Origin of the sequence: Arcicella aquatica, assembly GCF_034928825.1 — a bacterium.
Lineage (GTDB): Bacteria > Bacteroidota > Bacteroidia > Cytophagales > Spirosomataceae > Arcicella > Arcicella aquatica.
Genome location: NZ_JAYFUL010000053.1, coordinates 12,599 through 37,919, shown reverse-complemented (window position 1 = coordinate 37,919; position 25,321 = coordinate 12,599). Strand labels below are relative to the sequence as shown.

Sequence of the window (25,321 nt, the reverse complement as noted above, 5' to 3'; positions counted from 1 at the left end):
TAGATTAGTCAGAAAAGCTTTAAGTTTCTCAAAGTCCCTCGACAATCATATTGGTGCAATAAAATACTTTATTTGTAATTATAATCTTGAAAGATAAACATTACATTTTTAGGACTACCAAATAAATATATTACCTCATTTGAAGCCTCCTCATTTTTCTTGAGGAGGCTTTTTATTTATTTTATTATGAAAAAACTCTGTTTTGCTACGAACAATGCCCATAAAGTGGAAGAAGTTCAAGCCATATTAGGACAAAATTTTGAACTACTCACCCTCAGCCAGATAGGCTGTAGTGAAGAATTGCCAGAAACAGGTAATACTTTAGAAGCCAATTCGTTACAAAAGGCACAATATTTGTACAAACATTATCAGGTGGATTGTTTTGCTGACGATTCGGGGTTAGAAGTAACTGCACTTGGGGGCGAACCCGGTGTTTTTTCAGCCCGTTATGCAGGCGAACAAAGAAGTCATGCAGATAATATCAGCTTGCTATTAAAAAACCTTGCTGGTAAAGAAGATCGTTCTGCACAATTCAGAACAGTCATTACGCTGATTTTAGGCGGAGAAGTAACTCAATTTGAAGGCATCATTAAGGGCACGATTATTGACGAGTTAAAAGGGAATGAAGGGTTTGGGTATGACCCAATTTTTGTCCCCGAAGGTTTTGACTTAACCTTTGCTGAAATGAGTATTGACGAAAAAGGAAAAATTTCGCACCGTGCTAGGGCGGTGGAAAAATTAATTACTTTTTTAAAATAAGATAAATATTCATCAATAGTAAGTCACTACCTTAAATGTAACGTTATTTAGGGTAGTGATTTTTTTTAGGAGAATATATAAAGACTTATCATAGAATAAGGAAACGAATAATCGCCTTTTAATAAGATTTTTACAGCTGAATAGGGGTTTTGAATAGATGAAATGTCTGTATTATGAGAGCAAATTTGATATTGCATCTAAATAATGTAAATTCGATAAAAAAAAATATTTTATTTCTTTAAACATTCCTACATAGAATGGCTTATAAAAAAATCCAAAAACTACTAATTGCTTTAATCTTTATATTAATTTATCAAAATACGAATGCCCAATATGTAATAACTGGAGTGGTGACTGACGCAAAAAATGGTGACCCTTTGCCTTTTGCAACAGTCGGCTTGAAGGGTGTGAACGTTGGAGCTCAAACAAATTTTGAAGGAGTATATGTAATAAAAAGCAAAGTACTTACAGATTCAATTTATGTGAGTACTGTCAATTATAAGAAGCGCACCAAAGTGCTTGACAAAAAAGCTTTGAGTCAGAAAATTGATTTTCAATTACAAGGAGAAACAAAATCCTTGGATGAAGTCGTTGTGTATTCTGGTGAAAATCCTGCCTTCAAAATTCTTCGGAAACTAAATGAAAACAGAGAAAGAAATGATAGAAAACGACTATCAGCTTTTGAGTATGATTCCTATTCAAAAATGGAATTGGACGTAGATAACATCTCTGAAAAATTTAAGGAAAGGAAAGTGATGAAGCAAATCCAAGGAGCGATAGCCAAATTTGAAAAGCTGGCGGGCGAAGATGGAAAAGCAGTCATTCCAACCTTTATTTCAGAAACTATTTCAAAATATTATTTCCGTGAAAGCCCCTCAAGAAAGAAAGAGGTAATCTTGAAAAATAATATCAAAGGAGTTGGGGTAAAAGAAGGAGGCTTTGTATCACAATTGGTGGGTGGAAACCTATTTGCCAATTATAATTTCTATGACAACTTTGTCCCTTTTCTAGGGAAAGATATTATATCGCCCTTTGGTGAAAACTGGAAAGGAACTTATAAATGGTTTTTATCAGATACTACCGATGTAGATGGACATATTTGTTATGGCTTGGAATTTGACCCTAAAAATGATAAAGACTTAGTTTTTGTAGGGAAAGCTTATGTAGATACTACGTCATACGCTTTGGTACAGATAGATGCAACCATTGGGAAAGAAGCCAATATCAACTTCATTGACAAAATAAAAATCTCTCAAGAATTAGAACAAACAACAGAAGGTGCTTGGCTACCAGCCAAAACCAGATTTTTAGTTGATATCGCCGAGCTATCGAAAAATTCAGCGGGTATGTTGTTGAAAATGTATATCTCTAACAAAGATTTTGTCATCAACAAGCCCAAAGATTTAAGCTTTTATGATATACCGATAGAAGTAGCAGAGGATTCTAAAGAACCAGACCCAAATTATTGGCTTGGTGCTAGGCATGAATCGCTTTCTGCCCAAGATATTCTTGCATCCAGACTGATAGATACTGTTAGGAATGTTCCTATTGTGAAAACTTACGTAGAAGTAGCTGAGATTATAGCAAGTGGCTATAAGCGATTTAATAAGTTTGGAATAGGCCCATATATCAATTTATTCTCTGTCAATAAGGTAGAGGGTTTTAGAATGAGATTAGGATTTAAAACCAATTCTCAATTTAGTAAAGAATGGATTCTAAAAGGTTGGGCAGGTTTTGGAACCAAAGATTTAGTATTAAAATATGGTGGTGAGGTAGATTATATTCTTTCGCGCAGACATTGGACTGTCGTTGGAGCTAAACATAGCTACGATTTAGAGCGTATTGGATTGACACCAGAATTAATTGGAGACAACAAAATATTTTACGCCTTCTCGCGATGGGGTGCGTTTTCAGGGGCTTTCTATAGAAGGGAAAGCGAAGTATTTATAAAAACAGAACCAACCAAAGGGTTTACTTTTACAGGGGCGTTAACAACAAGAGGTTTTGACCCTTTATTCCAATTTCAATACAGAACCATACCCCAAGAAGGTCCAAAATCACCAACTTTAGATCATTATGACGATACGTTTTTTACCATTGAAGCACGTTTTGCAAAGAACGAAACCTTCTTGATGGATGGTAACGAACGCATAACGCTTGGCAGTAAACGTATTCCAACTGTTACGTTAACGTATCAGCATGGTATGAGAACCTTGAACGGCGATTTTAGCTATGATAAATTCATGGCAAAAGTCTTTCAATCTTTCAGAATAGGAACATTAGGTCGTTCAGACTATACCTTACAAGCAGGCTATATACCAACAGTATTGCCTGCACCGCTATTGTTCCCACATTTAGGGAACGAGACCTTTTTTTACAACCGTGCAGCCTTTAATACGATGCACTATTTTGAATTCGTAAGTGATAAATACGTATCATTGAATTATAACCACAATTTTGATGGATTACTTTTCAATCGTATTCCTGCCATTCGTCAATTAAAATGGCGTTTGATTGCCTCTGCCAATGTACTATTTGGTAGTCAAAGAACAGAAAATACAGAGTTGATGCAAGAAGCAATACCCGTGATTAATCCACGTCACATAAAAGGTGAACTTCAACCAAGATACAGTTTTTCAGGATTAGAATCTGACAAGCCGTACATTGAAGTAGGATATGGTATTGATAACATATTCAAGATATTTAGATTACAGGCATTTCATCGCCTATCATATCTCGATCACGTTTCTCCTTCTGGAAGAATCCCTTCACCTTTTGCACTAAAAGGGTCAGTACATTTCTCTTTTTAAGGCAAACTTATTAGCTTTACATAAAAGTCCTACTTTGCAGCTTATAAAAAATCTGTGAGGTAGGTTTTTTTTTGAATGCTAGATTGAGGAATTGAATAAAATTAGTACTTATACTTTTGTAAAAACAATATCAAACTAATTTTACGAAATAAGTAATTTACTAATTAGAGACCAAAAATACCTAAGAAAGATGTTGTTCCTCCATGAAGTGTTGTATTTGTTGTTTCTGTCTGAAAAAACTTAGTAGTATTAGCATTAGAGAAATTAGAAACAGTTTTTTTCGAAATATGTAATTTGCTATTTTTCATTTTACTTAAAATTATAATTTAATTGTTTGATTTTTTGTATTACTGACTTTCTTGATTCAAAATTGCAAAGAAATTGGACGGCAAAAAGACACTTTGTCTTAATCAACTTATTATCAGTCCCAAAAGCCCTATTATAGATTTGAATAGATAGATAATATATGTGACTATTATTCAATGACATATACGTTGATATTGGAAATATTTAAAGTATTTAAAAAATGAATAGAAAAAAGAAGGCACATATCATCCTTTGGATTTTATATGTTATTTATTATCAACTAAGCTATATAATTGTATTACTTAAGTTTGATTTAGCTACAAGTCTAATAATCTTGATAAATTGTGCTTGCTGGATAATGATATTCTACTGCTGTGCATTATTTATTTATCCAAGGTTTTTAACATCAAAAAAATATACCGTAGCCTTTGTTCTAAGTTTTTTAACTGTTTCTACTTTCTCTATTATTAATGTGTATTCAATTGCATTCTTTTTCCCTGATTATCCAGGAGCTGAGGTCAATCAATCACGATTAATTCATAATTTTTGGAGTGCTCAGATTTATACATTTTATGCTTTAGGCTATTACTTTGCAGAGAAATCAATTAATCAACAGATAGAAATTGCTGTTAGAGATAAAGAAATAGCTGAACAAAAGATTGCTATTGCAGAAAAGGAAGCGAAAATTGCAAAACAAGAATTGGAAATAGCTATCTTAGCGAAAGAAAAAGCCTTGGCGGAAATGGCATTTTTAAGAGCCCAAATAAATCCGCACTTTATGTACAATACCCTTAATATGATTTTTGAAAGGGTAAGGAAAGCATCTCGTGAAGCAGGAGATATTGTATTGGCATTTGCTGAAATGTTAAGATATGCTACTAGTACGAAGTCACAAGAAGATGAAGTGGGTTTGAGCGGAGAGTTAGACTTTGTGAAGCAGTATATAGAATTACACATGCAACGTTTTCATTATAAGGTATATATTGACTTTGAAGAAGACGGCGATTTTACTTATCACAGAATTGTACCGATGGTGCTGATTACCATCGTTGAAAATGGCATTAAACATGGGATTTTTGATGACCCAGAAATAGCCTTCCGTATTAGAGCGACGCTGATTGATGATGAATTTGTGTTTATTGCCTCTAACAAGAAAAACCCTTATCCAAATGCCATTGCTGATGCCGGAAAAACGGGTATAGGGATTAAAAATATTAAAAAACGACTTTTAACGACGTATCCAGCTGAAGCCCATAGTTTAGAAATAATAGATGGTGAAGAAGACTATACGGTTATATTTACAGTAAATTTTAACCTTCTGAAGAAATGATTAATTGTATTGTAGTAGATGATGAACAATCTGCATTAGATCTTTTGGTGGATTATATCAATGATACACCCTTCCTTAATTTAGTGGCTGCTACAACCAACCCTATGGAAGCAGTAGGAATCTTGCAGTCTAGAGAGGTGGATTTAGTGTTTGCAGATATTCAGATGCCAAGGATGAATGGACTAAATTTGGTGAGCTTATTTGAAAACAAAGTAAAATTTGTGATGACAACAGGGTATCAAGAATATGCTCTGAAAAGTTTTGAGTATGGCGTGTTAGATTACTTAGTAAAACCTTTTTCATACCAACGTTTTTTGAAGGCAGTCAATAAAATGCCTTTCAATATGACCCTTGTTGAAGACCCTACTAAAACAATAGAAACAGTACCAGAACCACCCACCAAAAGAGAGGAATTTATTTTTGTGAAGGTGGATGTAAAAGGAAAATTTCATAAAGTTCTTTATAAAGATGTAGTATATATGGAAGCTCAGAAAAGCTATGCGTCAATCTATACCAAGGAAGAGCGCATAACAACTAACCTTACGCTTTCGGATTTAGAAAAACGCTTACCACAAGACCGTTTCATGAGGATTCACCGTTCTTATATTATCTCTACTGAGAAAATAACAGGGATAGAAGGGGATGAAGTAATCTTGGATAAAGTAGTGAGGATTCCTGTGGGAGATACTTATGCTGAAGAATTTACTAAAGCCATTGAAGGGAGTATTTACTATAAAGAGAAAGACAGTGCAACCCTAGTATATAGAAAAATAGGGGGAGACAAAAGCTAAAATTTATCCATTCGATAAAGAAAAATTGCCTTGATACGGATGAAGTATTAAGGCAATTTTTTTTTGGTAATATTTCTATCAACGTTCATATTTAGATGAATGAAAACTTAACATCTAATTAAAAATAAAACATTTAAAAGAGCCAATTTGTACAATTTTAAGAACTTTTAGAGGGTTTCTTGTTTTAATGATTTTTAATTTATATTTGTTTTAGCGAAAATAATAGCACAGTCAACGTATATTAATTACTTTCAATCAATGTCAATTTTAGTACTTATAATTTCTTGTACAATCGCAGCATATTTACTGGGGTCTATTCCAACGGCTATTTGGTATGGTGAAGCTTATTTTGGGTTTGATATTCGTAAACATGGCAGTGGTAATGCAGGGGCTACTAATACGTTTAGGGTTTTAGGTAAAAGAGCAGGAACGATTGTATTATTAATTGATGCTATCAAAGGTTGGATAGCTACTTCACTAGCATTAATGATGTACTATGGTCACCTTATTGAGTGGAGTGAATGTCAAAATTTGAAATTACTTTTTGGGTTTGCGGCGGTTTTGGGTCATATCTTCCCTGTATTTTCTAATTTCAAAGGAGGAAAAGGAGTGGCTACTTTGTTAGGAATGGTGATGTCGGTACATCCAGAGGCAGCATTGGTTTGTATGGTGATTTTCTTTTTGGTTTTTATCTCATTTCACTATGTATCATTAGGAGCCATTATTGCATCCTTGTCTTTCCCAATATTACTTTTATTAAAGACTTTTGGCAAAGAAAACGACCTAGTAATTATTTTTGGTTTCATTTTATTCCTACTTATCCTGATTACTCACCGTAAAAACGTAGTGAGGTTATTCAAAGGACAAGAAAGCAGAATTTATCTTCGTAGAAAGAAAGAATCCGTTTAAATCGGTAGAACATATTATATTTGTACCTTCTGACATTTTTGTGTCGGAAGGTATTTTTTTTGGCTCATTGTTTCAAAATCAAAATAATGAATCATTCATTACACAATCACGACAACATGAAAAACTATATTGAAGCTAATAAAGAGCGTTTCTTATCTGAATTACTCGACTTGCTAAGAATTCCATCAATCAGTGCTGATAGCAAATATAAAGATGATGTTAGGAAAGCCGCTGAATTTATTGCTGATAAAATTAAAACGGCTGGGGCTGATTTTGCAGAAATAAGTGAAACAGCAGGGCATCCGATTGTTTTTGGACAAAAAATAATAGATGAATCACTGCCTACTATTTTGGTATATGGGCATTATGATGTACAACCAGCAGACCCCTTAAATCTGTGGGATTCTCCTCCATTTGAGCCTGTAGTAAAAGATGAAAAAATCTATGCTCGCGGAGCTTGTGATGACAAAGGACAAGTATATATGCACATCAAGGCTTTTGAAACAATGGTTGCTACTGACGCTTTGCCATGCAACGTAAAGTTTATGATTGAGGGCGAGGAAGAAGTAGGTTCTGATAACCTCGGAACTTTTGTAAAAGCCAATAAAGAAAGATTAAAAGCAGACGTTATTTTGATTTCTGATACGGCTATTATTGCCAATGATATTCCCTCCATTGATGTGGGATTGAGAGGGTTGAGTTATCTAGAAGTTGAAGTAACGGGTTCAAATAGAGATTTACACTCTGGCGTTTATGGAGGGGCAGTAGCTAATCCAATCAACGTGCTGAGCAAAATGATTGCTTCATTACATGATGAAAATAATCATATCACTATTCCTACTTTTTATGATGATGTGGTAGAATTAACACCTGCTGAACGTGAAGCTATGGCACAAACGCCATTCAACTTAGCCGAATATAAGAAAGATTTGGGCATTGATGATGTAAGAGGAGAAACAGGCTATTCTACGTTAGAAAGAGCATCCATTCGTCCAACGTTAGATGTGAATGGTATTTGGGGAGGTTATATTGGAGAAGGTGCCAAGACGGTATTGCCTTCAAAAGCTTCAGCAAAGATTTCTATGAGATTAGTGCCTAATCAGCAATCAGATAAAATAACAGCACTGTTTACCAAACACTTTGAGTCTATCGCTCCAGCAGGAGTTAAGGTAAGCGTTCGTCCGCATCATGGTGGCGAACCTTATGTTACCCCGACAGACTCTAAGGAATATAAAGCAGCCGAAAAAGCAATGGAAGAGAGCTTTGGCAAGAAACCAGTGCCTACTCGCGGTGGAGGAAGTATCCCAATTGTGGCTTTATTTGAGAAAGAATTAGGCTTAAAAACTGTATTGATGGGCTTTGGGTTAGATTCAGATGCGATTCACTCTCCGAACGAGCATTATGGCTTATTTAACTATTATAAAGGCATAGAAACAATACCTTTATTCTTTAAATACTATACAGAATCATAAGTAATAGTATAAAATATTGCGATTTTCTTCTGAATTTTAAATTAATCACAAAATAGTCAATACAATACAGTGCTTAATTAAAATGCTAAATTGTTATATTTGCAAAAAGATAGAAGTGAGCAAAAGCAAAGAAATATCTTAAGAACATAGATTAAAGAGAGGTATTAGTGTTGATTTTACCTTTTCTGAAAGAATTATAATCATCATGACCGAAATTAATTTAGAAGCCCTTACCACAGAAGAAACCTCACGGTATGATAACCTTGATGAGATGTCTGTGCGTGAGATTTTAGAAGGCATCAATAATGAAGATAAAACAGTACCTTATGCTGTAGAGAAGGCAATCCCGCAAATAGAAAAACTTGTTTCGGCAATTGTTCCTAGAATGAAAAAAGGAGGCAGGCTTTTCTATATCGGAGCCGGCACAAGTGGTCGTTTAGGAATCGTAGATGCCTCTGAATGTCCGCCTACTTTTGGCGTACCTTTTGATTTAGTCATTGGTTTGATTGCTGGGGGCGATGGTGCCATTCGTAAGGCCGTAGAAAATGCCGAAGATGATATAGAACAAGCTTGGAAAGATTTAGAAGCTTATGATATTCATGAGTTAGATACCGTAATCGGTATTGCGGCATCTGGAAGAACGCCTTATGTAATTGGCGGTTTGAACAAAGCCCGTGAAAACGGCTTATTGACAGGCTCGATTTCATGTAATGAAGACAGCGAAATATCAAAAGCAGCTGAATTTAAGATTGAGGCAATACCAGGCCCAGAGTTCGTAACAGGAAGTACGCGTATGAAATCTGGAACGGCTCAGAAGCTTATTTTGAATATGATTTCCACCTCTGTGATGATTCAATTGGGAAGAGTAAGAGGAAACAGAATGGTTGATATGCAATTAAGCAATAATAAATTGGTAGTTAGGGCTGAAAATATGGTGATGGAAGAGCTAGGCATTAGCCGTGAAGAAGCCGAAAGCTTACTACAACAACATGGGAGTGTAAGAGCCTCTGTAGATGCCTACCGAGCAAATCATTAACATATCATTAACATCAAGTACAAAAACAAGCAAGTATGTTTGTCGTTATAAGTTATATTACTTAAAAGGCGAACTAGTCTTATGTCTCATTATTTTATACAACAATAAGATTTAATCAATACATCAGTAACCCTTTCTTTCTTTATTATGAAAAAAACGATATTAAGTGCGATGTTGCTTTCAGCCCTAGCAATTAATGCAAAAGCACAGGATTTTCCTGAAGATATTAAGCCACTTGTAACAAAGTATGCTTGTACAGCATGCCATAAAGTAGATGCTAGATTAGTTGGTCCTGCCTATACAGATGTTGCAAAAAAGAAATATACGAATGAAAAAATCGTAGAATTAATCGGTGCTCCTAAGCCCTCAAACTGGCCAGGTTATCCACCAATGGCTGCTTTGAAAGTACCTAAAGAAGATGCTTTGAAAATAGCAGGTTGGATTAATTCACTAGCTGCGAAGTCTAAAGGAAAAAGCAAAAAAAGCTAATACTTTTCAAGATTAAAAAAATACCTTGACGGCGTTAACGAACTGTCAAGGTATTTTTTTTGTTGGCACAATATTAGTATTTTTAATTCGAGCCACAATTTTTTATCAATATGAACAAATACCAAGTAACCGTATATTTTAGTGTTGACCAAGAGTTCATGAGTTTAGTGCCTGAACATCGTAGTGTTATCAACGACTTAATTCTGAAAGGAGTAATTGATTCTTATGCTATTTCAGCAGAAGCTGGCAGAGGATGGATTATCGTCAATGCTAAAAGCAAGGAAAGTGTTCATAAATACCTAGAACGTTCGCCACTATATAGCTATTTTGAATTAGAGATAGACCAATTGATGGTGTATGATTCACAATCGTATCGTTTTCCCAAAATGGTTATGAATTAAGAACGGAATATATAACAGCGTAATAACTAAAAAAGGCTTGGGTGTTATCAAACACCCAAGCCTTTTTTAGTTATTACATCGTATTGTTAAGCTTCTTCTGCTTTTGTTTCTTCTGTTTCAACAGCTTCCTCAGTAGCTTCTTCTACTTCAAATGCTTCTGGTAAATTCTGTGAAATGATATTATACCAATTAATCATTTTTTTCACATCTGACCCATGAACACGTTCACGGTCGAAATTAGGAACTACCGTACCTAAGAAATCAAAAAGATCAGCCTCAGTAGCATTTTTTGTATTCAATTCAATTTTTTCACCATGCGTTTCCCTGATTTTTAAGAAAATATTTGCTAGAGGCATTGCTGCATCTTGGTGATCTTCAATATATACTGAAATATCTTTTAATACAGATACGCGTGCATTGGCTCCCACAACCGAACGAGCTTTTTTGCCATCTAAACTTTCAACAATAACTCCTGTACGTGTTGGTTTTAAAATTCTGTATAACCCACTCTGGCCAGAAATATTGGCTATTTCTTTTAATAATTCCATGTTTTATTTTAATGATTTGTTTTTGCAAAATTACTCAATTAGTTCTTAGCAAAATAGTACTAAGGCTGAAAACCTACCTAGGTAGCTATTTTTCAAGCTTTAAACTCTTGGTTTAGGTCACTAATTGTATGAAGGATGTCTTCTCTCCCAGAGCCATTAACGGAAGAGCTTACAAAAAATTGTGGCATTTCTTCCCATGTTTCCAGTAACTTTTCTTGATATAAAGCAACATTTCTGTCAGCAGCCGTTTTAGATAATTTATCAGCCTTCGTGAAAACTAAACAGAAGGGAATGCCCTCTTCGCCCAAACGATTGATAAATTCCATATCAATTTTCTGTGGCTCGTGACGAATATCTACTAATACAAAAGTGTACAATAAATTTTCACGGTTTGAGAGATAATCATGAATCATCGATTCAAACTTTTCACGTTCTGTTTTACTGATTTTGGCATAACCATACCCCGGTAAATCTACTAAATACCATTTTTGGTCAATCAAAAAATGGTTTATCAACTGTGTTTTCCCTGGCGTTTGTGAAGTTTTAGCCAAGCCCTTTTTTTGAACAATCGTATTGATTAAAGACGATTTACCCACATTCGAACGACCAATAAACGCATATTCTGGTTTATCAGGTTTCGGGCATTTTTCGTATTCTGTATTACTCTGTAAAAATATTGCTTCTGTGATTTTCATAAAACTAATGTTAAAATAGTATGCCTACTTGTTAAAGGCGATACTTCTTTTTTAAACTTTTACAAATTTACGGAAGATTTAGCACTTCTCTTGCTTCTAAGCTTTTTAACGACAATTATCTCACAAACTAATCATAATCTAAGGGAAAGCACAACGATTTATTTCAGTATCAAAAATCCACTCTAATGAAACAATCGTATCTTTGTGAGAATTACAGCGATTAAGACGATTCGCTTTTATCAATACCACAAACGATTCATGCAATCGTGTAGTTTATATGGAAATTTTACAAAATGATTTATTGTTAAGAGCCGCCCGTGGCGAGCAAGTAGAACGTGTACCCGTTTGGATGATGCGTCAGGCAGGAAGAATTTTAGCTGAATACCGTGCTGTTCGTCAGAAAGCAGGGAGTTTTATTCAATTGGCTACAACGCCTGAATTAGCTGCCGAAGTAACCATCCAACCTGTTGATATTTTAGGCGTAGATGCAGCCATTATTTTCTCAGATATTTTAGTCATTCCCGAAGCTATGGGTTTGCCGTATTTGATGGAAGAAAAAGTAGGGCCCATCTTTCCAGAGGTAATTAAAACGATGGCTGATGTAGATAAGCTTCGTGTTGCAGACCCAGAGGTAGAACTGAAATATGTATTAGATGCCATCAGAATTGTAAAGAAAGAATTGAATGGTCGTGTACCACTGATAGGTTTTGCTGGTGCTCCTTTTACATTGCTTTGCTACATGATAGAAGGACGAGGCTCAAAGACGTTCTCGAAGGCTAAGAAATACTTGTATTCAGAACCTGAACTTTCGCACGCTCTTCTACAGAAAATCACCGATAGTACTATTGCTTATTTAAAAGCACAAATAGCTGCGGGAGCCAACCTTGTTCAGATTTTTGACTCTTGGGCAGGTATTCTCTCACCTGAACAATACCGTATTTATTCGTTGCCATATATCGCTCAGATTTGCGATGCCATTACGGAAGTACCCGTGACGGTATTTGCTAAAGGAGCATTTTTTGCGCGCGAAGAAATGGGTAAACTGAATTGCGAAACAATAGGTTTAGACTGGAACATGGACATTGCCGAATCTAGAAGATTAATTGGCGATAGTAAAACGCTACAAGGAAACCTTGACCCATGTGTATTGTATGGCTCATTCGCTGAAATCAAGGCACATACTCGCTCGATGATTCAGCAGTTTGGCGGACAAAAATACATTGCCAATTTAGGACATGGTGTATATCCAGACACTGACCCTGAAAAAGTAAAATGTTTTATTGATACGGTAAAAGAATATAGTTTGTAGTATTGAGCAAATAAATAATAGATACCTAAGGCACGGCTAAAAGTCCGTGCCTTAGGTGTTTTTAACGCACAGATTTTATACGTGGTAGAGGATGATTTCCGTTTGATAAAAAGGCTTTCAACACTTACCAAATGAGTAGTATTCTATCAATATATCTTTACAAAAAAGGGTAGATAGCCTTCAAAAAATATGGATATTTAAGCCTTATCCAATTCAATACAATTATAAAATAACAAATTAATGAACATCAACCGCAGAACATTTATTAAGGCTTCGTCTATGGCAAGTGCAGGCTTAATGGTAAAATCACCTGTTTTTGCCAATGAATTTCCTACTGTACGTGTAGGCGTAGGACAAAGAAAATTTAATAGCCCACTGATTGAATCAACCATCAAGCGTATGAAAACCAGCATCAAAGATGCAGAGGTAGCTTGGATGTTTGAAAATTGTTTCCCTAATACGTTAGATACCACGGTTAACTTCCAAATCAAGAATAATCGTCCAGATACTTTTGTGATTACGGGCGATATCCATGCGATGTGGTTGCGCGATAGTACTGCTCAGGTTTGGCCATATTTGCCTTTAATTAAGCAAGATGATAAACTAAGAGAGCTGATCGCTGGCGTAGTAAACCGCCAAACAGAATGTATTTTGATTGATCCTTATGCCAATGCCTTTAATGATGGACCAGGAAAATCTGAATGGCTTAGCGACCATACAGATATGAAGCCAGAATTGCATGAAAGAAAATGGGAATTAGATTCATTGTGCTATACTGTCCGCTTGGCTTATCATTATTGGAAAACAGCTAACGATACGAGTGTTTTTGATGAAAAATGGTTGAAAGCTGCCAAGCTTATCATTGCTACTTGCAGAGAACAACAACGTTTTCATGGCAAAGGTCCATACCATTTCGGAAGAACTACCTCATGGTCAACTGATACTGTGCCGGGGAATGGATATGGTAATCCGACAAAACCAAATGGTTTAATCAATAGTATTTTCCGTCCTTCAGACGACGCCACTGTTTTTCCTTACTTAATTCCTTCCAATTTATTTGCGGTAGTATCTTTCCGTCAGATAGCAGAAATTGCTGAGAAGGTTTATAAAGATGCTTCATTTGCCAAAGAATGTTCAACCTTTGCCAATGAAGTGGAAACAGCAGTAAAGAAACACGCAATTATTACGCATCCAGTTTATGGACAAATGTATGCTTTAGAAGTAGATGGATATGGTAATCGTTTGTTACAAGACGATGCTAATGTACCGAACTTATTAGCATTGCCTTATTTAGGAGCCTTGAAATTATCAGACCCTATTTATCAGAATACCCGTAAATTTATTTTTAGTGATAATAACCCTTATTTCTTTAAAGGAAAAGATGCTGAGGGTGTTGGTAGCCCGCACACTTTAGTGGATCAAATATGGCCAATGAGTATCATTATGCGTGCCATGACTTCTACAAACGACCAAGAAATATTGGCACAATTGCGTTTCTTGAAAAAGACCCATGCTAATACAGGTTTTATGCACGAGTCTTTCGATAAAGATGATGCTACTAAATTTACCCGTAAATGGTTTGCTTGGGCAAATACTTTGTTCGGCGAATTAATGTTGAAGATAGAAAGAGAAAGACCGCATTTGTTAATGGTGAAGCTGTAGGAAAAAAGAAAGAATCCTTAACCTGTATGGCGGAAGGATTCTTTCTTTTAAATGTTATTAAGAGCCTAATTTAATTCCCCAACTGACTAGCTATTTGCTTCAAAGTAATTTCAGCTACTTTAGCAGTATAGTTTAAATTATTCAAACGATAGCCCGAATTTTCAAAACTTTGTTGGGCTTGTTTTACATCTATGATAGTAGCTTGACCTAATTGAAAACGCTGATTCATCAATTTCAATAATTTATCTGCTATCGCATAATTTTCTCGTTCGGCTTCTATCAATTGTAATGTATTGCTATATGCTTCCCAAGATTTAGCCGCCGCATTTTCAAAATTCTGATAAACTATTTCTTTCTGTAATCGAGCCGTTTCTGTATTAATTTTCGCTATTTGTACTTGTCGCGTATTTACTCCCCCCGCATAGATAGGAATACTGGCATTCACTCCTAAAAATGGGCCATAGGTTTGGTTTAATAGCGTAAAACCTGCACCACTTTGGTTACGACCATAGTTATAGCCGGTATTCAAATTGATAGTAGGATAACGCCTCGCATTGGCTTCTCTTTCTAACAAAAGGTTTATATTAATTTGTGCCTCAGCCGATAAAATACTTGGATGTTTCTTTATGTTGGCATCTAAATTCTCCCATCGCAGGCTTCTATCTAATACAATCGTGTCGGAAATAGTAATAGCAGTTCTGGGATTTAATACTAAACTACGGAGTAAATCAGCCTTACTTTGCTCAATTACTATTTTCTGGGTTTGTAACGCTTGTGTTTGGGCATTCAAATCTATTGTAGCTTGCAAAGATTCAGCTTCGTTTGATAAACCAACGCTTTTGCGCGCTTCAATCAGCGATAATTTTTGTTTTGATACTTCGATAGACTGAAGTAAGGTAGTTACAAAATTTTGTTGCTGAACCACAGCAAAGTACTTTAACATCACATCAGCCACTACATTTTGTACCGTAGCATTCAATTGCTCCTGACTTAGCTTTTGTAATTCCTCTAAACGCTTTTTTGTTGCTATTACTCTTCCACCATTATACAGCATCATGGTTGCTGTAAAACTCATATTGGTATTGTTGGAAACTACGCCCGTTCTGTCAGTACTTGTACCATTACTTAACTCTTGGTTCAGTCCCGTTATTTGTTCGTTTGTACTGAAAGCACCCGTAACCGTAGGCAAACCGCCAGCGATACCAATATAATTATTAATAGTATTGGCAGATAGCGTATTTTTAGAAACTTGAATATCTAAATTGTTTTTCAAGGCTGTTTCAACGGCTTGGTTCAATGTTATTTGCTGTTGAGCAAAACCTTCTGAAAAGCCAATCATTAGCAAACAACTTACCAACAGTATATTACTTTTAAAAATGATTCTCATATTTTTTTGTTGATTTTCAGCTTTAGTTTAATCTGCCGCTTGTTCTTCTGCTACTAGTTTAGATTCTTCTGTTACGTATTTTTTACTAGAGATAAATGTATAAACTGCTGGAATAACGAGTAACGTAAGAATTAAAGAGAATAAAATACCCCCTACAACAACAGTACCTAACGGAATACGACTAGTAGATGCTGCCCCTAAACTCAATGCAATTGGCAACGCTCCTAACGATGTAGCTAAACTTGTCATCAAAATAGGGCGTAAACGTTGGGTTGCTGCTTCAACAACAGCCTCAATTCTCGACATACCCTCGGCTCGCTTATGATTAGCAAATTCAACAATTAAAATTCCGTTTTTGGTTACTAGCCCAATCAACATAATCATACCAATCTGCGAGAAGATATTCAACGTCTGCCCGAACAACCAAAGGCTACCTAATGCACCAGCCAACGCTAAAGGCACAGTAATCATAATGGTGAAAGGGTCTTTGAAACTTTCAAACTGAGCAGCCAATAGTAAGTAAATCAATGTTAAGGCTAACCCAAAAGCAAAAGTTGTGTTAGAAGAACTTTCAGAATAATCTCTTGAAGGGCCACTCAACGCTGTTTGGAAAGATTTATCCAATACCTTATCTGCAATAGCTTGCATTGCTTTTACACCGTCTCCAATGGTTTTTCCTTCTGCCAAAGAGGCTGAAACAGTAGCCGACTTCAAACGGTTGAAGTGAAACAACGTTGAAGGGTTACTACTTTCTTCCAACTTCACTACGGCACTCAAAGGAATTCTTTCGCCACGCGTATTGGTCACAAAAATGTTTTCAATATCCGTAGGCTCTTTTCTGTCTTTTCTTTCCACTTGGGCAATTACTTCATATTGACGACCATTCATCGTGAAATACGCTAGCCTTCTACCACTGAATGCACCTTGGACAGCACTTACAACATCTTGTGTCGTGAGGGCTAAATCTTTGATTTTAATCCGGTCGAAGGTCATTAAAATCTCAGGCTTGTTGAATTTCAAGTTTACGTCAACGTTTTGGAACGTTTTATCATTACGAGCTTCCTCCAAAAATTTAGGAATAGCGTCTTTAATCTTAGCAAAGTCGATATTTTGCAATACGAACTGTACAGGCAAACTTCCTCGTGAACCTAAACCCACTGAGATAGTTTGTTCTTGCACACCAAATACACGAGCATTATTAAACCTGCTCATTTTTTTGTTCAATAACTTGGTTATTTCATCTTGGCTTCTGGTTCTTTGGTCGGGGTCAACTAAACCAATACGAGCCGCCGAAGAGTTTGTACCTCCATTCCCACCAAAGCCTGGCACAGCATTGAATACAAAGTCTTTTTCAGGAATAGAATCGTTCAAGAAATTAGTTACATCATCAGAAACCTTCTGAGTATATAAATAACTAGAACCTTCGGGTGTACTTACCGTAAAACGGATACTGCTTTTATCCTCCATCGGAGCAATCTCACTTTGAAGATTTTTGCCAGCTAGCCATATCAACAATCCACAAGCAAATACAATTACCCAAGCCATCCATCTGACCCTCATAAATCCCTTTAGGATACCCTTGTAGCCACTTTCCATGCCTGTAAAGAATGGCTCTGTTTTGTCATAAAGCCAACCGTGACCTGCTTTTTTACGTGTTAAGTACACGTTCAGTACAGGTGTAATCGTCAGCGAAACAAAGGCTGAAATCAATACCGCACCCGCGACCACAATACCAAATTCACGGAAGAGGCTACCCACGAATCCTTCTAAGAAAATAACAGGTAAGAACACCACCGCCAATGTTAAGGACGTAGAAATTACGGCAAAGAAAATTTCTTTACTACCCTCCAATGCAGCTTTACGGATAGGTAGACCCTGTTCGAGCTTTCGGAAAATATTTTCGGTAACAACAATCCCATCATCAACCACAAGCCCTGTCGCCAAAACGATACCTAACAGCGTAAGTACATTAATGGTGAAACCACAGAAATACATTACAAAGAAAGTAGCAACCAATGAAATAGGAATATCGATAAGGGGACGAATCGCAATAAGCCAATTTCGGAAAAAGAAGAAAATTACTAATACTACCAAACCAAAAGAAATAACTAAGGTTTCTTCTACCTCCTCTAATGAACGACGAACGTTTTTAGTATTATCAATTAATAGTTTAAACTGAATATCAGATTTATTCTCTTTTTCAATCTCACGCAAACGTTTATTAAATTCATCTGCAATTTTGATATAATTAGCTCCAGGCTGAGGAACAACGGCTAAACCAACGGCATACACACCATTGTATTTCCAACTTTGTTCTAGGGTTTCGGGTCCTAATTCCACATCAGCAATATCACCTAAGCGAACGATACCCGTATTGCTTTCACGGATGATTAAATCACGGAATTGTTGTTCCGATGTTAATCTACCTAAAGCACGGATAGTCATCTCGGTGTTGCTTCCATAAATTTTACCTGCTGGCAATTCTACGTTTTCACGAGCCAAAGCTGTTTGAATATCTGTAAAGGATAAGCCATAACCATTCATACGGTCTGTTTTCAACCAAATTCGCATGGCATAACGCTTTTGACCCAAAATGTTTACCCCACTTACGTCATTGATCGTCTGGAAACGTTGTTGTAATACGTTTTCGGCATAATCACTCAGTTCTAATAAACTTTTACTTCTACTCTGGATAGCCAACAACAAAATAAAGTCACTATTAGCATCCGCTTTTGATACCACAGGGGGCGCATCAATATCTTGGGGTAAACTTCTAACAGCTTGAGCCACTTTATCACGTACATCACTAGCGGCTGCCTCCAACGGTACATCAAGGTTAAATTCTACTGAAATAGAGCTACTTCCTAAAGTACTTGATGACGTAATAGAACGAATCCCTGGAATACCATTGATTTGTTTTTCGAGAGGCTCAGTAATTTGGTTTTCAATAATATCAGGGTTGGCACCAGTGTAAGCTGTTCTTACAGTAACCATCGGTGGGTCAATGGCTGGGTAATCCCTTACTGCCAAAAACGAAAATCCAACTACCCCAAAAAGGATAATCAGGATATTCAGTACTGTGGCGAGTACGGGCCTTTTAAGAGATAATTCTGAAATATTCATGAATATTGATGATTAAATTACTTTCATCTTTTTGTAGAAGACGAAAAGCAATTTTATGAAATCTTTTTAATGATGATGTTTGATGATGACGCCAAAATCGTTGATAGCCCATTTACCTTCAAATAGCTACTGTTTTTTGACACTTCTTACTTTTACAGGTTTATCTGCGCGAGCAAATAAAACGCCATCAACCACTACAGAATCTCCTTCGGCTAAGCCACTTGTAATTTCAACAACATCTTCTTTTCTAAAACCAGTCTCTACTACTACATAACTAGCTTTGCCATCTTTTACAATGACCAATCTTTTTGTTTTATCATCTGGGATAATCGCATTGGTAGGAATCAAGATACTATTTTGTGCTGGACCTGCGCTAAAATATACCTTTGCAAAAGTACCGGGGTTGGCATTGCAGTTTGTCAACAAGGCGCGCACCAGTAAATTACGGGTAGTTTGGTTGATTTGCGGTTCGCGGGCTACAACCACAGCTTTACAACGACCGTCTCTTTGTCCTTCTACTTCAACCTCTACAACACTTCCTTTACGGATGAGTGGAGAATACTCTTCAGGGACAGTAAAGTCAACTTTCAATTTATTTACTTGTTGAATAGTAGCAATGATGGTAGTAGCTGAAACAAAAGCCCCTAAGCTTATCTGACGAAGACCAACCACGCCAGTAAATGGTGCTTTTAATACAGTTTTATCGATTAACACTTGAGTATAAGCCAAATCTGCCTTTAGGCTATTTACTTGGTTCAAGGCAGTATCATATTCGCCTTGGCTAATACCATTAATTGATAAAAGCTTGCCTAAACGTTTCTCTGTTTTTTCGGCTAAATCCAGTAATACCTTTGTTTTAGCGAGCTGAGCTTGTAAATCCGCATCGTTGATTTTGGCTAATACCGTTCCTTGTGTTACAACGTTGCCTTCGGGAATATTAAGATAAGTAATACGACCACTCACTTCTGTGTGTAGTTCTACGAATTCATTGGCTATAATAGAACCGTTGGCTTCAACATTTGAACTAATACTTTGTTTTTTTGCGATGATGACATCAACAATGGCAGGCTGATCTTCTTTTTTATTAGAGTCTTGAGGTTTCTTACTATGACAACCAGCCAATGCTAAACAGATTGAAGCCCCAACAGATACCATTGAGAGCGTATTTTTTTGCTTCATATTACGTATGTATGAATATTTTTTGCTATTCTAATTTTCTATAAAGTTACTTTATAATGTATATGCTTTTGTCCCGTCTTACTTCGTAATCTCAATATATTTCGACTAACTTAACCTTTTTATAGATAAGAGGAATAAATAACCCAATTAACTACGTCAAAGGAGGAATGTTTTGCAACCTAAAATACCCTAAATCCATTTAAGCCACCGCCTAACCATTCTTCACAATTTGGGATATTCTGACATTCTTTTTATCAAATTTGGTCCATGAACTTTAATATTTCAGTTCACAATTTAACCAAAATAGATATAAAAAATGGAAGTTCCTATTGCCACTGTTATTAGCATCGCAGTTCCTTTGCTTTGCTTAGTTTTCTACAAATTTATTTTTCGCTTGTTGGGCATCATTATTATTCCAGAAGACAAAATTGGGCTAGTTACCAAGAAATTCGTACTGTTTGGGGATAAGAAATCTTTACCCGAAGGACGAATCATTGCCACCGAAGGTGAAGCAGGATATCAAGCCGAACCCTTGGCACCTGGTATTTATTTTTGGTATTGGATTTGGCAATATGATATTAAACTTCAACCCCTTACTATTATTCCAACGGGACAAATAGGGTTGATTTTAGCAAAAGATGGGAAGGAGCTTGAAACGGGTTCTATCCTTGCCAGAAAGATTGAGTGTGATGGGTTTCAGGATACCGTATCGTTCTTGAAGAATGGTGGTAGAAAAGGACGACAAACGGCAGTAATCACGGCGGGGTCTTATAGGATTAATACTTTTTTGTTTGAAGTCGTCATTACAGACATTACCGAAATTCATGAAAATATGGTGGGCATTATCACTACCATGGACGGGGCATCAATTGAAGCAGGTCAGATAGCTGGTAAGTCTATCGAAGGACATAATAACTTCCAAAATGCTGATGCATTCCTGAGTAAGGGCGGCAATAGAGGGCTACAGCAACAAGTAATTTTAGCGGGTTCTTATAACCTCAATCCTTGGTTTGTGAAAGTAGAAGAAATACACATGACCGAAATCCCGATTGGTAATGTAGGCGTAGTGATTTCTTACGTTGGGGAAGAAGGGATTGACGTTAGCGGAACGGAATTTAAACATGGAAACATTGTTTCCAAAGGCTACAAAGGTGTTTGGGCAGAACCATTTGGTCCAGGGAAATATCCTGTAAATACTTATGTACAGAAAATAGAAGTAGTACCCACTACCAACTTGGTGTTAAACTGGGCAAGTGCAAGGTCGGAATCGCACCAATTAGATAAGAACCTGTCAACAATAACAGTTCGTTCTAAAGATGGTTTCCCTTTTAATTTAGATGTTTCGCAGATTATCCACATTCCCAACTACGAAGCCCCTAAAGTGATAGCTCGTTTCGGTAATATGAACAACCTTGTAAGCCAAGTGTTGGAACCAACGATTGGTAACTATTTTAGAAACTCAGCACAGGATTCTGATGTGATTTCATTTCTAGGGTCAAGAAAAGAGCGTCAGGAAACTGCCAGAAGATATATTGCAGAAGTGCTTTCACAATATAATGTAAATGCTGTGGATACTTTGATTGGTGATATCGTACCACCAGAATCGTTGATGAAAACCCTTACTGACCGAAAATTGGCGGAGGAACAAAAAGTAACCTATGAAACACAAAAGATGGCTCAAGAAACACGACAAGCATTAGAGAAAGAAACAGCCATTGCGGATATTCAGAAAGACATTGTTAAAGCCGACCAAGGCGTAGTGATTGCAGAAAGAGTAGCCGATGCATCTGTGAAAAAAGCACAGGGTGAAGCCCAAAGTTTAAAACTACAAGCAGGAGCGGAGGCAGAAAGAGTGAGGGTACAAGCAAGTGCGGAATCAGAACGTATCAAATTGATTGCGAATGCCGAAGCCGAAAAAATCAGTAAAACGGGTACTGCCGAAGCTGAAAAAATCTTGGCGATTGGTAAGGCCGATGCCGAAGCGTATAAATTGGCTGTTTCAGCAATGGGTGAAGGAAACTTTACGCAATTGAAAATCACCGAAAGCATCGGTAAAGAGAAAATAAAGGTAATGCCAGATATTTTAATTACGGGTGGTTCAAACGACCAAAACGGAGCCTTGAGTGGATTATTAGGCTTACGCTTAATGGAAGAAGTAGGCAAGAAAGTAGAGAAAACTTCAGCCGAAAGAATTAATTCAACAACAGATAAAAAAGAGTAATCAGGCATCCTCATAGTTTTACCCAAAGGTCTTTTTTGTATTGCCTTTGGGTAAATTATTCCATCTAAAACCATTACTTATGAATCTACGCAAAGGTTGTTCTAAAAAGAAATAACTTAAAGCCGATATTATACATAAGCATAAAAGGTATGAATAAAATCCGTCAGGAATCCCTACACGTTTGAAAATTGCTGGAGAATAGACAACTACTGGATATTGAAGAATGTAAATACCATAACTAATTTCTCCTAAGAAAACAGAAAACTTACTGGTAAGGATTGGCATAGACTTTTCAACTAACGATAGAGAAAGGATGATTGGCACAAATAATATTGCAAGTAATCCATTATGGAAATTTACTGGTGGTGGATACTTTAATAATAAGTAAAGTAAAACCAGTAAAAAAAATAATAACAATTGATAAAAATCAGAGTGCCCTTTTTTTTCAACTACATACAAATAAAAAATACCCGTTACGTTGCCAACAAGAAAGCTACTCAAGTGCATACAAGGAAAATAAAAAAGCAAATCGTGACTAAAAGATGAATCACTTTTATAGAAGGTATGTAGAAAATAATGAAAAAATAACTGTGTGACGGTCCATACAAGAATTATACTTATAAGGATTATTTTCTTGTGAAACCTTTGGTAAAAATAATGTAAGAAGATTGGAAAGCACAAATAGAAAAAAACTTCTATAGAAAGAGACCAGCCTGTAAAATTAAAACTTGTAGCATAACCAGGAAACCATGCCTGTATGGCAAAAATATTCAATAAAAATGCTCGCCAATTAATTGGAAAATGATGGATAATTTGATAAAGAAGAATAAGTAGTAAAGAAAAAAAATAAGCTGGGAATATTCTTGCAAATCGGTTAAGATAGTACTGTTTAAAATCTAATTTTTTGTGTGAATAAGCAATCATCATTACAAAACCCGAAAGAATAAAGAAATAACTTACTCCAAGATTTGCTTGCTTAACAATAGGGGACGTTATACTACTAGAAGCTAAAATAGTATTATTACCGAAATGAAAAAATACAATTAAGATGGCAGCAATGAATCTTGTAAACGTCAATTGGTTTAATTTCATCTTTAGGTTAAGAATCTTATTAATTAATAATAGAACAATATTGAAGCTGTTTAAACTTTCCTTTTCGGATTAAACTAAGTCTTTTAGAATAGCTTGTTCCAAAATTTACTCAACGTAGCGATGCTATGCTTCGCAAATGTTGAAAAAATCAATTCAAAAATACAATACTTTCACCTCAGAAACGGAAAGTTTAAACAGCTTCATTTACAAAGATATTTTAAAACATATTATTTTACCAATTTATCATTTGGTAATCATGTTATTTAATTGGTAATTCTAAAAGAATAACGATAAAATAGCCTATTAAACAACATGCTTTCTCATAAAAAATCATCTTTTCGATATTCTTATGAACTTTTTCAAAGTGTTTTTTCGTTATAATTTTCCCCATCAAAAAAACTAATGAAAATATACCGAATAAACTGATATGCAGAAACTTAATTTGACAATTACCCTCGAAACATACAACAACGATACAGAGTTATCTGTACAAGAAAACAAACTGTTGAACGAAGCCCGAAAAGCTACCTATAAATCGTATGCTCCTTACTCTAATTTCCATGTTGGAGCCGCCATTTTGTTAGATGATGATACCATCGTAATGGCGAATAATCAAGAAAATGCTGCCTTCCCTTCTGGTTCTTGTGCAGAACAATCGGCTATATTTTGGGTGGGTGCCAACTATCCAGAACGTACAATTAAATCCATTGCTGTGATAGCTCGTCCGGGTAAAGGAGATGTTTTCAGAGGAGTTTCTCCTTGTGGTGCTTGCCGACAGGCGATGTTGGAATATGAAGTTCGTCAAAAAGAGCCCATTCGCTTTATTATGTTGGGTGCCAACAACCAGATATTAGTGACAGAATCTATTGGAGATTTACTACCGATAAAATTTACTAATTTCTAAGTTCTTTGTAGAATGACTACTGCGTAAGAGTTGTGAATCTTGAGTGGTGAATTGTGACTTTAAAATTTACACAATAACCACCTTTATTTTATATATGCTCTTTAGGTATCTATCTTTGTGAAATGTTAGATTTTTTCCAGAAAAATACTTTTTCTATTATATATACTTTCTTTTTGGGTCTAATGCCCATTTTTGCTAGTTCCAGTATTAGTTATTGGCTGATTACGCATGAGCAAGTAGTGCAACAATTCACAATCTTACAATGGGTATTAGTATACGTTGCTTCATGCTTTAGCATGGCTTTTGCCCTTACGCCTACTACGTTTATTGCGTTGCTAAGTGGCTATTTTTTAGGCTGGAATGCCCTTATTCCCATTGCTATTAGCTATTGGATAGCATCCTACTTAGGTTTTAAAATGGCAAAATTGATAGACGGGGGAAGATTCTTGAGTAAAATCTCTGAGAAACCCAAAGTAAGAGAGATACTTGACAATCTTCAAAAAGATGAATTCAAGATTATCTTATTAGCTCGCCTGTCGCCTGTTTTGCCTTTTGCAGTTACTAATGTATTATTCTCTTTTTCAGGAACAAAGTTGAAAAACGTTCTTACAGCAGGCTTCCTTGGTATGTTGCCTCGTACAATCCTTTCTATCTGGCTAGGAACACAGGCACAGGAAATTCGTAAACTGATTGAACACCCAAGTCAGGGAAGTAGCATTCAATTTATCATTTTTGGATTAATATTGGTGTCTATGGTGGGGTTGGGATATTTTATTAAAAAGGCAGTTAAGCATTGAGCAATCAGCTTTCGGATTTTAGCTTTTAAAAATCAGCGTTAATCTGCGGTTTTAAATCTCCGAAAATCAGCGGGTAAAAAAAGCAATCAGCTTTCGGAGAT

20 protein-coding genes and 1 pseudogene are annotated in these 25,321 nt (G+C 36.0%); 15 read left to right on the top strand and 6 right to left on the bottom strand.

What is annotated here, in order from left to right; all coding sequences use genetic code 11:
- From VB264_RS21550 to VB264_RS21505, 10 genes and pseudogenes are all read left to right on the top strand, one after another.
- Window positions 1–97, top strand: a pseudogene (locus VB264_RS21550) (IS1 family transposase); the annotation flags it as partial.
- A gap of 89 nt (window positions 98–186) precedes the next feature.
- Window positions 187–759 carry a non-canonical purine NTP diphosphatase gene (locus tag VB264_RS21545; protein ID WP_323252879.1) on the top strand — a complete coding sequence of 191 codons (573 nt, stop codon included), beginning with the start codon at window positions 187–189 and terminating at the stop codon, window positions 757–759.
- 257 nt (window positions 760–1,016) lie between these two features.
- Entirely contained in the window at window positions 1,017–3,569 is a 2,553-nt protein-coding gene (locus tag VB264_RS21540) for a DUF5686 and carboxypeptidase-like regulatory domain-containing protein (protein WP_323252877.1), read from the top strand.
- Window positions 3,570–4,347: 778 nt separating this feature from the next.
- Window positions 4,348–5,205: a sensor histidine kinase gene (locus tag VB264_RS21535; RefSeq protein ID WP_323252874.1), complete on the top strand. Its 858-nt coding sequence runs from the start codon at window positions 4,348–4,350 to the stop codon at window positions 5,203–5,205.
- Window positions 5,202–5,996, top strand: a complete 795-nt coding sequence (locus VB264_RS21530) for a LytR/AlgR family response regulator transcription factor (protein ID WP_309921842.1) — start codon at window positions 5,202–5,204, stop codon at window positions 5,994–5,996. The genes VB264_RS21535 and VB264_RS21530 overlap by 4 nt, the downstream gene beginning before the upstream one ends.
- A 258-nt stretch (window positions 5,997–6,254) precedes the next feature.
- Entirely contained in the window at window positions 6,255–6,905 is a 651-nt protein-coding gene (plsY, locus tag VB264_RS21525; protein ID WP_309921845.1) for a glycerol-3-phosphate 1-O-acyltransferase PlsY, read from the top strand.
- 86 nt (window positions 6,906–6,991) lie between these two features.
- Window positions 6,992–8,377, top strand: a complete 1,386-nt coding sequence (locus tag VB264_RS21520; RefSeq protein WP_323252871.1) for a dipeptidase — start codon at window positions 6,992–6,994, stop codon at window positions 8,375–8,377.
- Between the two features lie 205 nt (window positions 8,378–8,582).
- Window positions 8,583–9,413, top strand: coding sequence for an N-acetylmuramic acid 6-phosphate etherase (murQ, locus tag VB264_RS21515; RefSeq protein WP_323252869.1), 831 nt, complete (start codon window positions 8,583–8,585; stop codon window positions 9,411–9,413).
- A gap of 147 nt (window positions 9,414–9,560) precedes the next feature.
- Complete coding sequence (locus VB264_RS21510; protein WP_309921853.1) at window positions 9,561–9,902, top strand: c-type cytochrome; 342 nt, start codon at window positions 9,561–9,563, stop codon at window positions 9,900–9,902.
- 110 nt (window positions 9,903–10,012) lie between these two features.
- Window positions 10,013–10,303, top strand: coding sequence for a hypothetical protein (locus VB264_RS21505; protein ID WP_323252866.1), 291 nt, complete (start codon window positions 10,013–10,015; stop codon window positions 10,301–10,303).
- An 86-nt stretch (window positions 10,304–10,389) separates the two neighbouring features.
- On the opposite strand, the gene VB264_RS21500 is transcribed toward VB264_RS21505, so the two are convergent.
- Together VB264_RS21500 and yihA are read right to left on the bottom strand one after the other, a co-directional pair.
- The gene (locus VB264_RS21500; protein ID WP_309921860.1) at window positions 10,390–10,851 is read right to left on the bottom strand and encodes a DUF5606 family protein; all 462 of its coding nucleotides are present in this window, start codon (window positions 10,849–10,851) and stop codon (window positions 10,390–10,392) included.
- Between the two features lie 92 nt (window positions 10,852–10,943).
- Window positions 10,944–11,546, bottom strand: a complete 603-nt coding sequence (gene yihA / locus VB264_RS21495) for a ribosome biogenesis GTP-binding protein YihA/YsxC (protein WP_323252863.1) — start codon at window positions 11,544–11,546, stop codon at window positions 10,944–10,946.
- Window positions 11,547–11,823: 277 nt separating this feature from the next.
- On the opposite strand from yihA, the gene hemE reads away from it, so the two are divergent.
- Both hemE and VB264_RS21485 read left to right on the top strand, forming a co-directional pair.
- Window positions 11,824–12,855 carry a uroporphyrinogen decarboxylase gene (gene hemE, locus VB264_RS21490; protein ID WP_323252861.1) on the top strand — a complete coding sequence of 344 codons (1,032 nt, stop codon included), beginning with the start codon at window positions 11,824–11,826 and terminating at the stop codon, window positions 12,853–12,855.
- 240 nt (window positions 12,856–13,095) lie between these two features.
- Entirely contained in the window at window positions 13,096–14,517 is a 1,422-nt protein-coding gene (locus tag VB264_RS21485; protein WP_323252859.1) for a glycoside hydrolase family 125 protein, read from the top strand.
- A 70-nt stretch (window positions 14,518–14,587) separates the two neighbouring features.
- On the opposite strand, the gene VB264_RS21480 is transcribed toward VB264_RS21485, so the two are convergent.
- The 3 genes from VB264_RS21480 to VB264_RS21470 all read right to left on the bottom strand — a co-directional run bounded on the left by VB264_RS21480 (window position 14,588) and on the right by VB264_RS21470 (window position 20,206).
- The gene (locus VB264_RS21480) at window positions 14,588–15,904 is read right to left on the bottom strand and encodes a TolC family protein (protein WP_323252857.1); all 1,317 of its coding nucleotides are present in this window, start codon (window positions 15,902–15,904) and stop codon (window positions 14,588–14,590) included.
- Window positions 15,905–15,931: 27 nt separating this feature from the next.
- Window positions 15,932–19,027 carry an efflux RND transporter permease subunit gene (locus tag VB264_RS21475; RefSeq protein ID WP_323252855.1) on the bottom strand — a complete coding sequence of 1,032 codons (3,096 nt, stop codon included), beginning with the start codon at window positions 19,025–19,027 and terminating at the stop codon, window positions 15,932–15,934.
- Window positions 19,028–19,153: 126 nt separating this feature from the next.
- Window positions 19,154–20,206, bottom strand: a complete 1,053-nt coding sequence (locus tag VB264_RS21470) for an efflux RND transporter periplasmic adaptor subunit (protein ID WP_323252853.1) — start codon at window positions 20,204–20,206, stop codon at window positions 19,154–19,156.
- Between the two features lie 316 nt (window positions 20,207–20,522).
- Between VB264_RS21470 and VB264_RS21465 the strand changes: the two genes are divergently transcribed.
- On the top strand, window positions 20,523–22,427 hold the full coding sequence (locus VB264_RS21465) for an SPFH domain-containing protein (RefSeq protein WP_323252851.1): 1,905 nt from the start codon (window positions 20,523–20,525) through the stop codon (window positions 22,425–22,427).
- Window positions 22,428–22,445: 18 nt separating this feature from the next.
- On the opposite strand, the gene VB264_RS21460 is transcribed toward VB264_RS21465, so the two are convergent.
- Entirely contained in the window at window positions 22,446–23,519 is a 1,074-nt protein-coding gene (locus VB264_RS21460; protein ID WP_323252849.1) for an acyltransferase family protein, read from the bottom strand.
- Window positions 23,520–23,946: 427 nt separating this feature from the next.
- On the opposite strand from VB264_RS21460, the gene VB264_RS21455 reads away from it, so the two are divergent.
- Together VB264_RS21455 and VB264_RS21450 are read left to right on the top strand one after the other, a co-directional pair.
- The gene (locus VB264_RS21455; protein ID WP_323252847.1) at window positions 23,947–24,423 is read left to right on the top strand and encodes a cytidine deaminase; all 477 of its coding nucleotides are present in this window, start codon (window positions 23,947–23,949) and stop codon (window positions 24,421–24,423) included.
- A 122-nt stretch (window positions 24,424–24,545) separates the two neighbouring features.
- The gene (locus VB264_RS21450) at window positions 24,546–25,220 is read left to right on the top strand and encodes a TVP38/TMEM64 family protein (RefSeq protein ID WP_323252845.1); all 675 of its coding nucleotides are present in this window, start codon (window positions 24,546–24,548) and stop codon (window positions 25,218–25,220) included.
- Window positions 25,221–25,321: the final 101 nt, after the last annotated feature.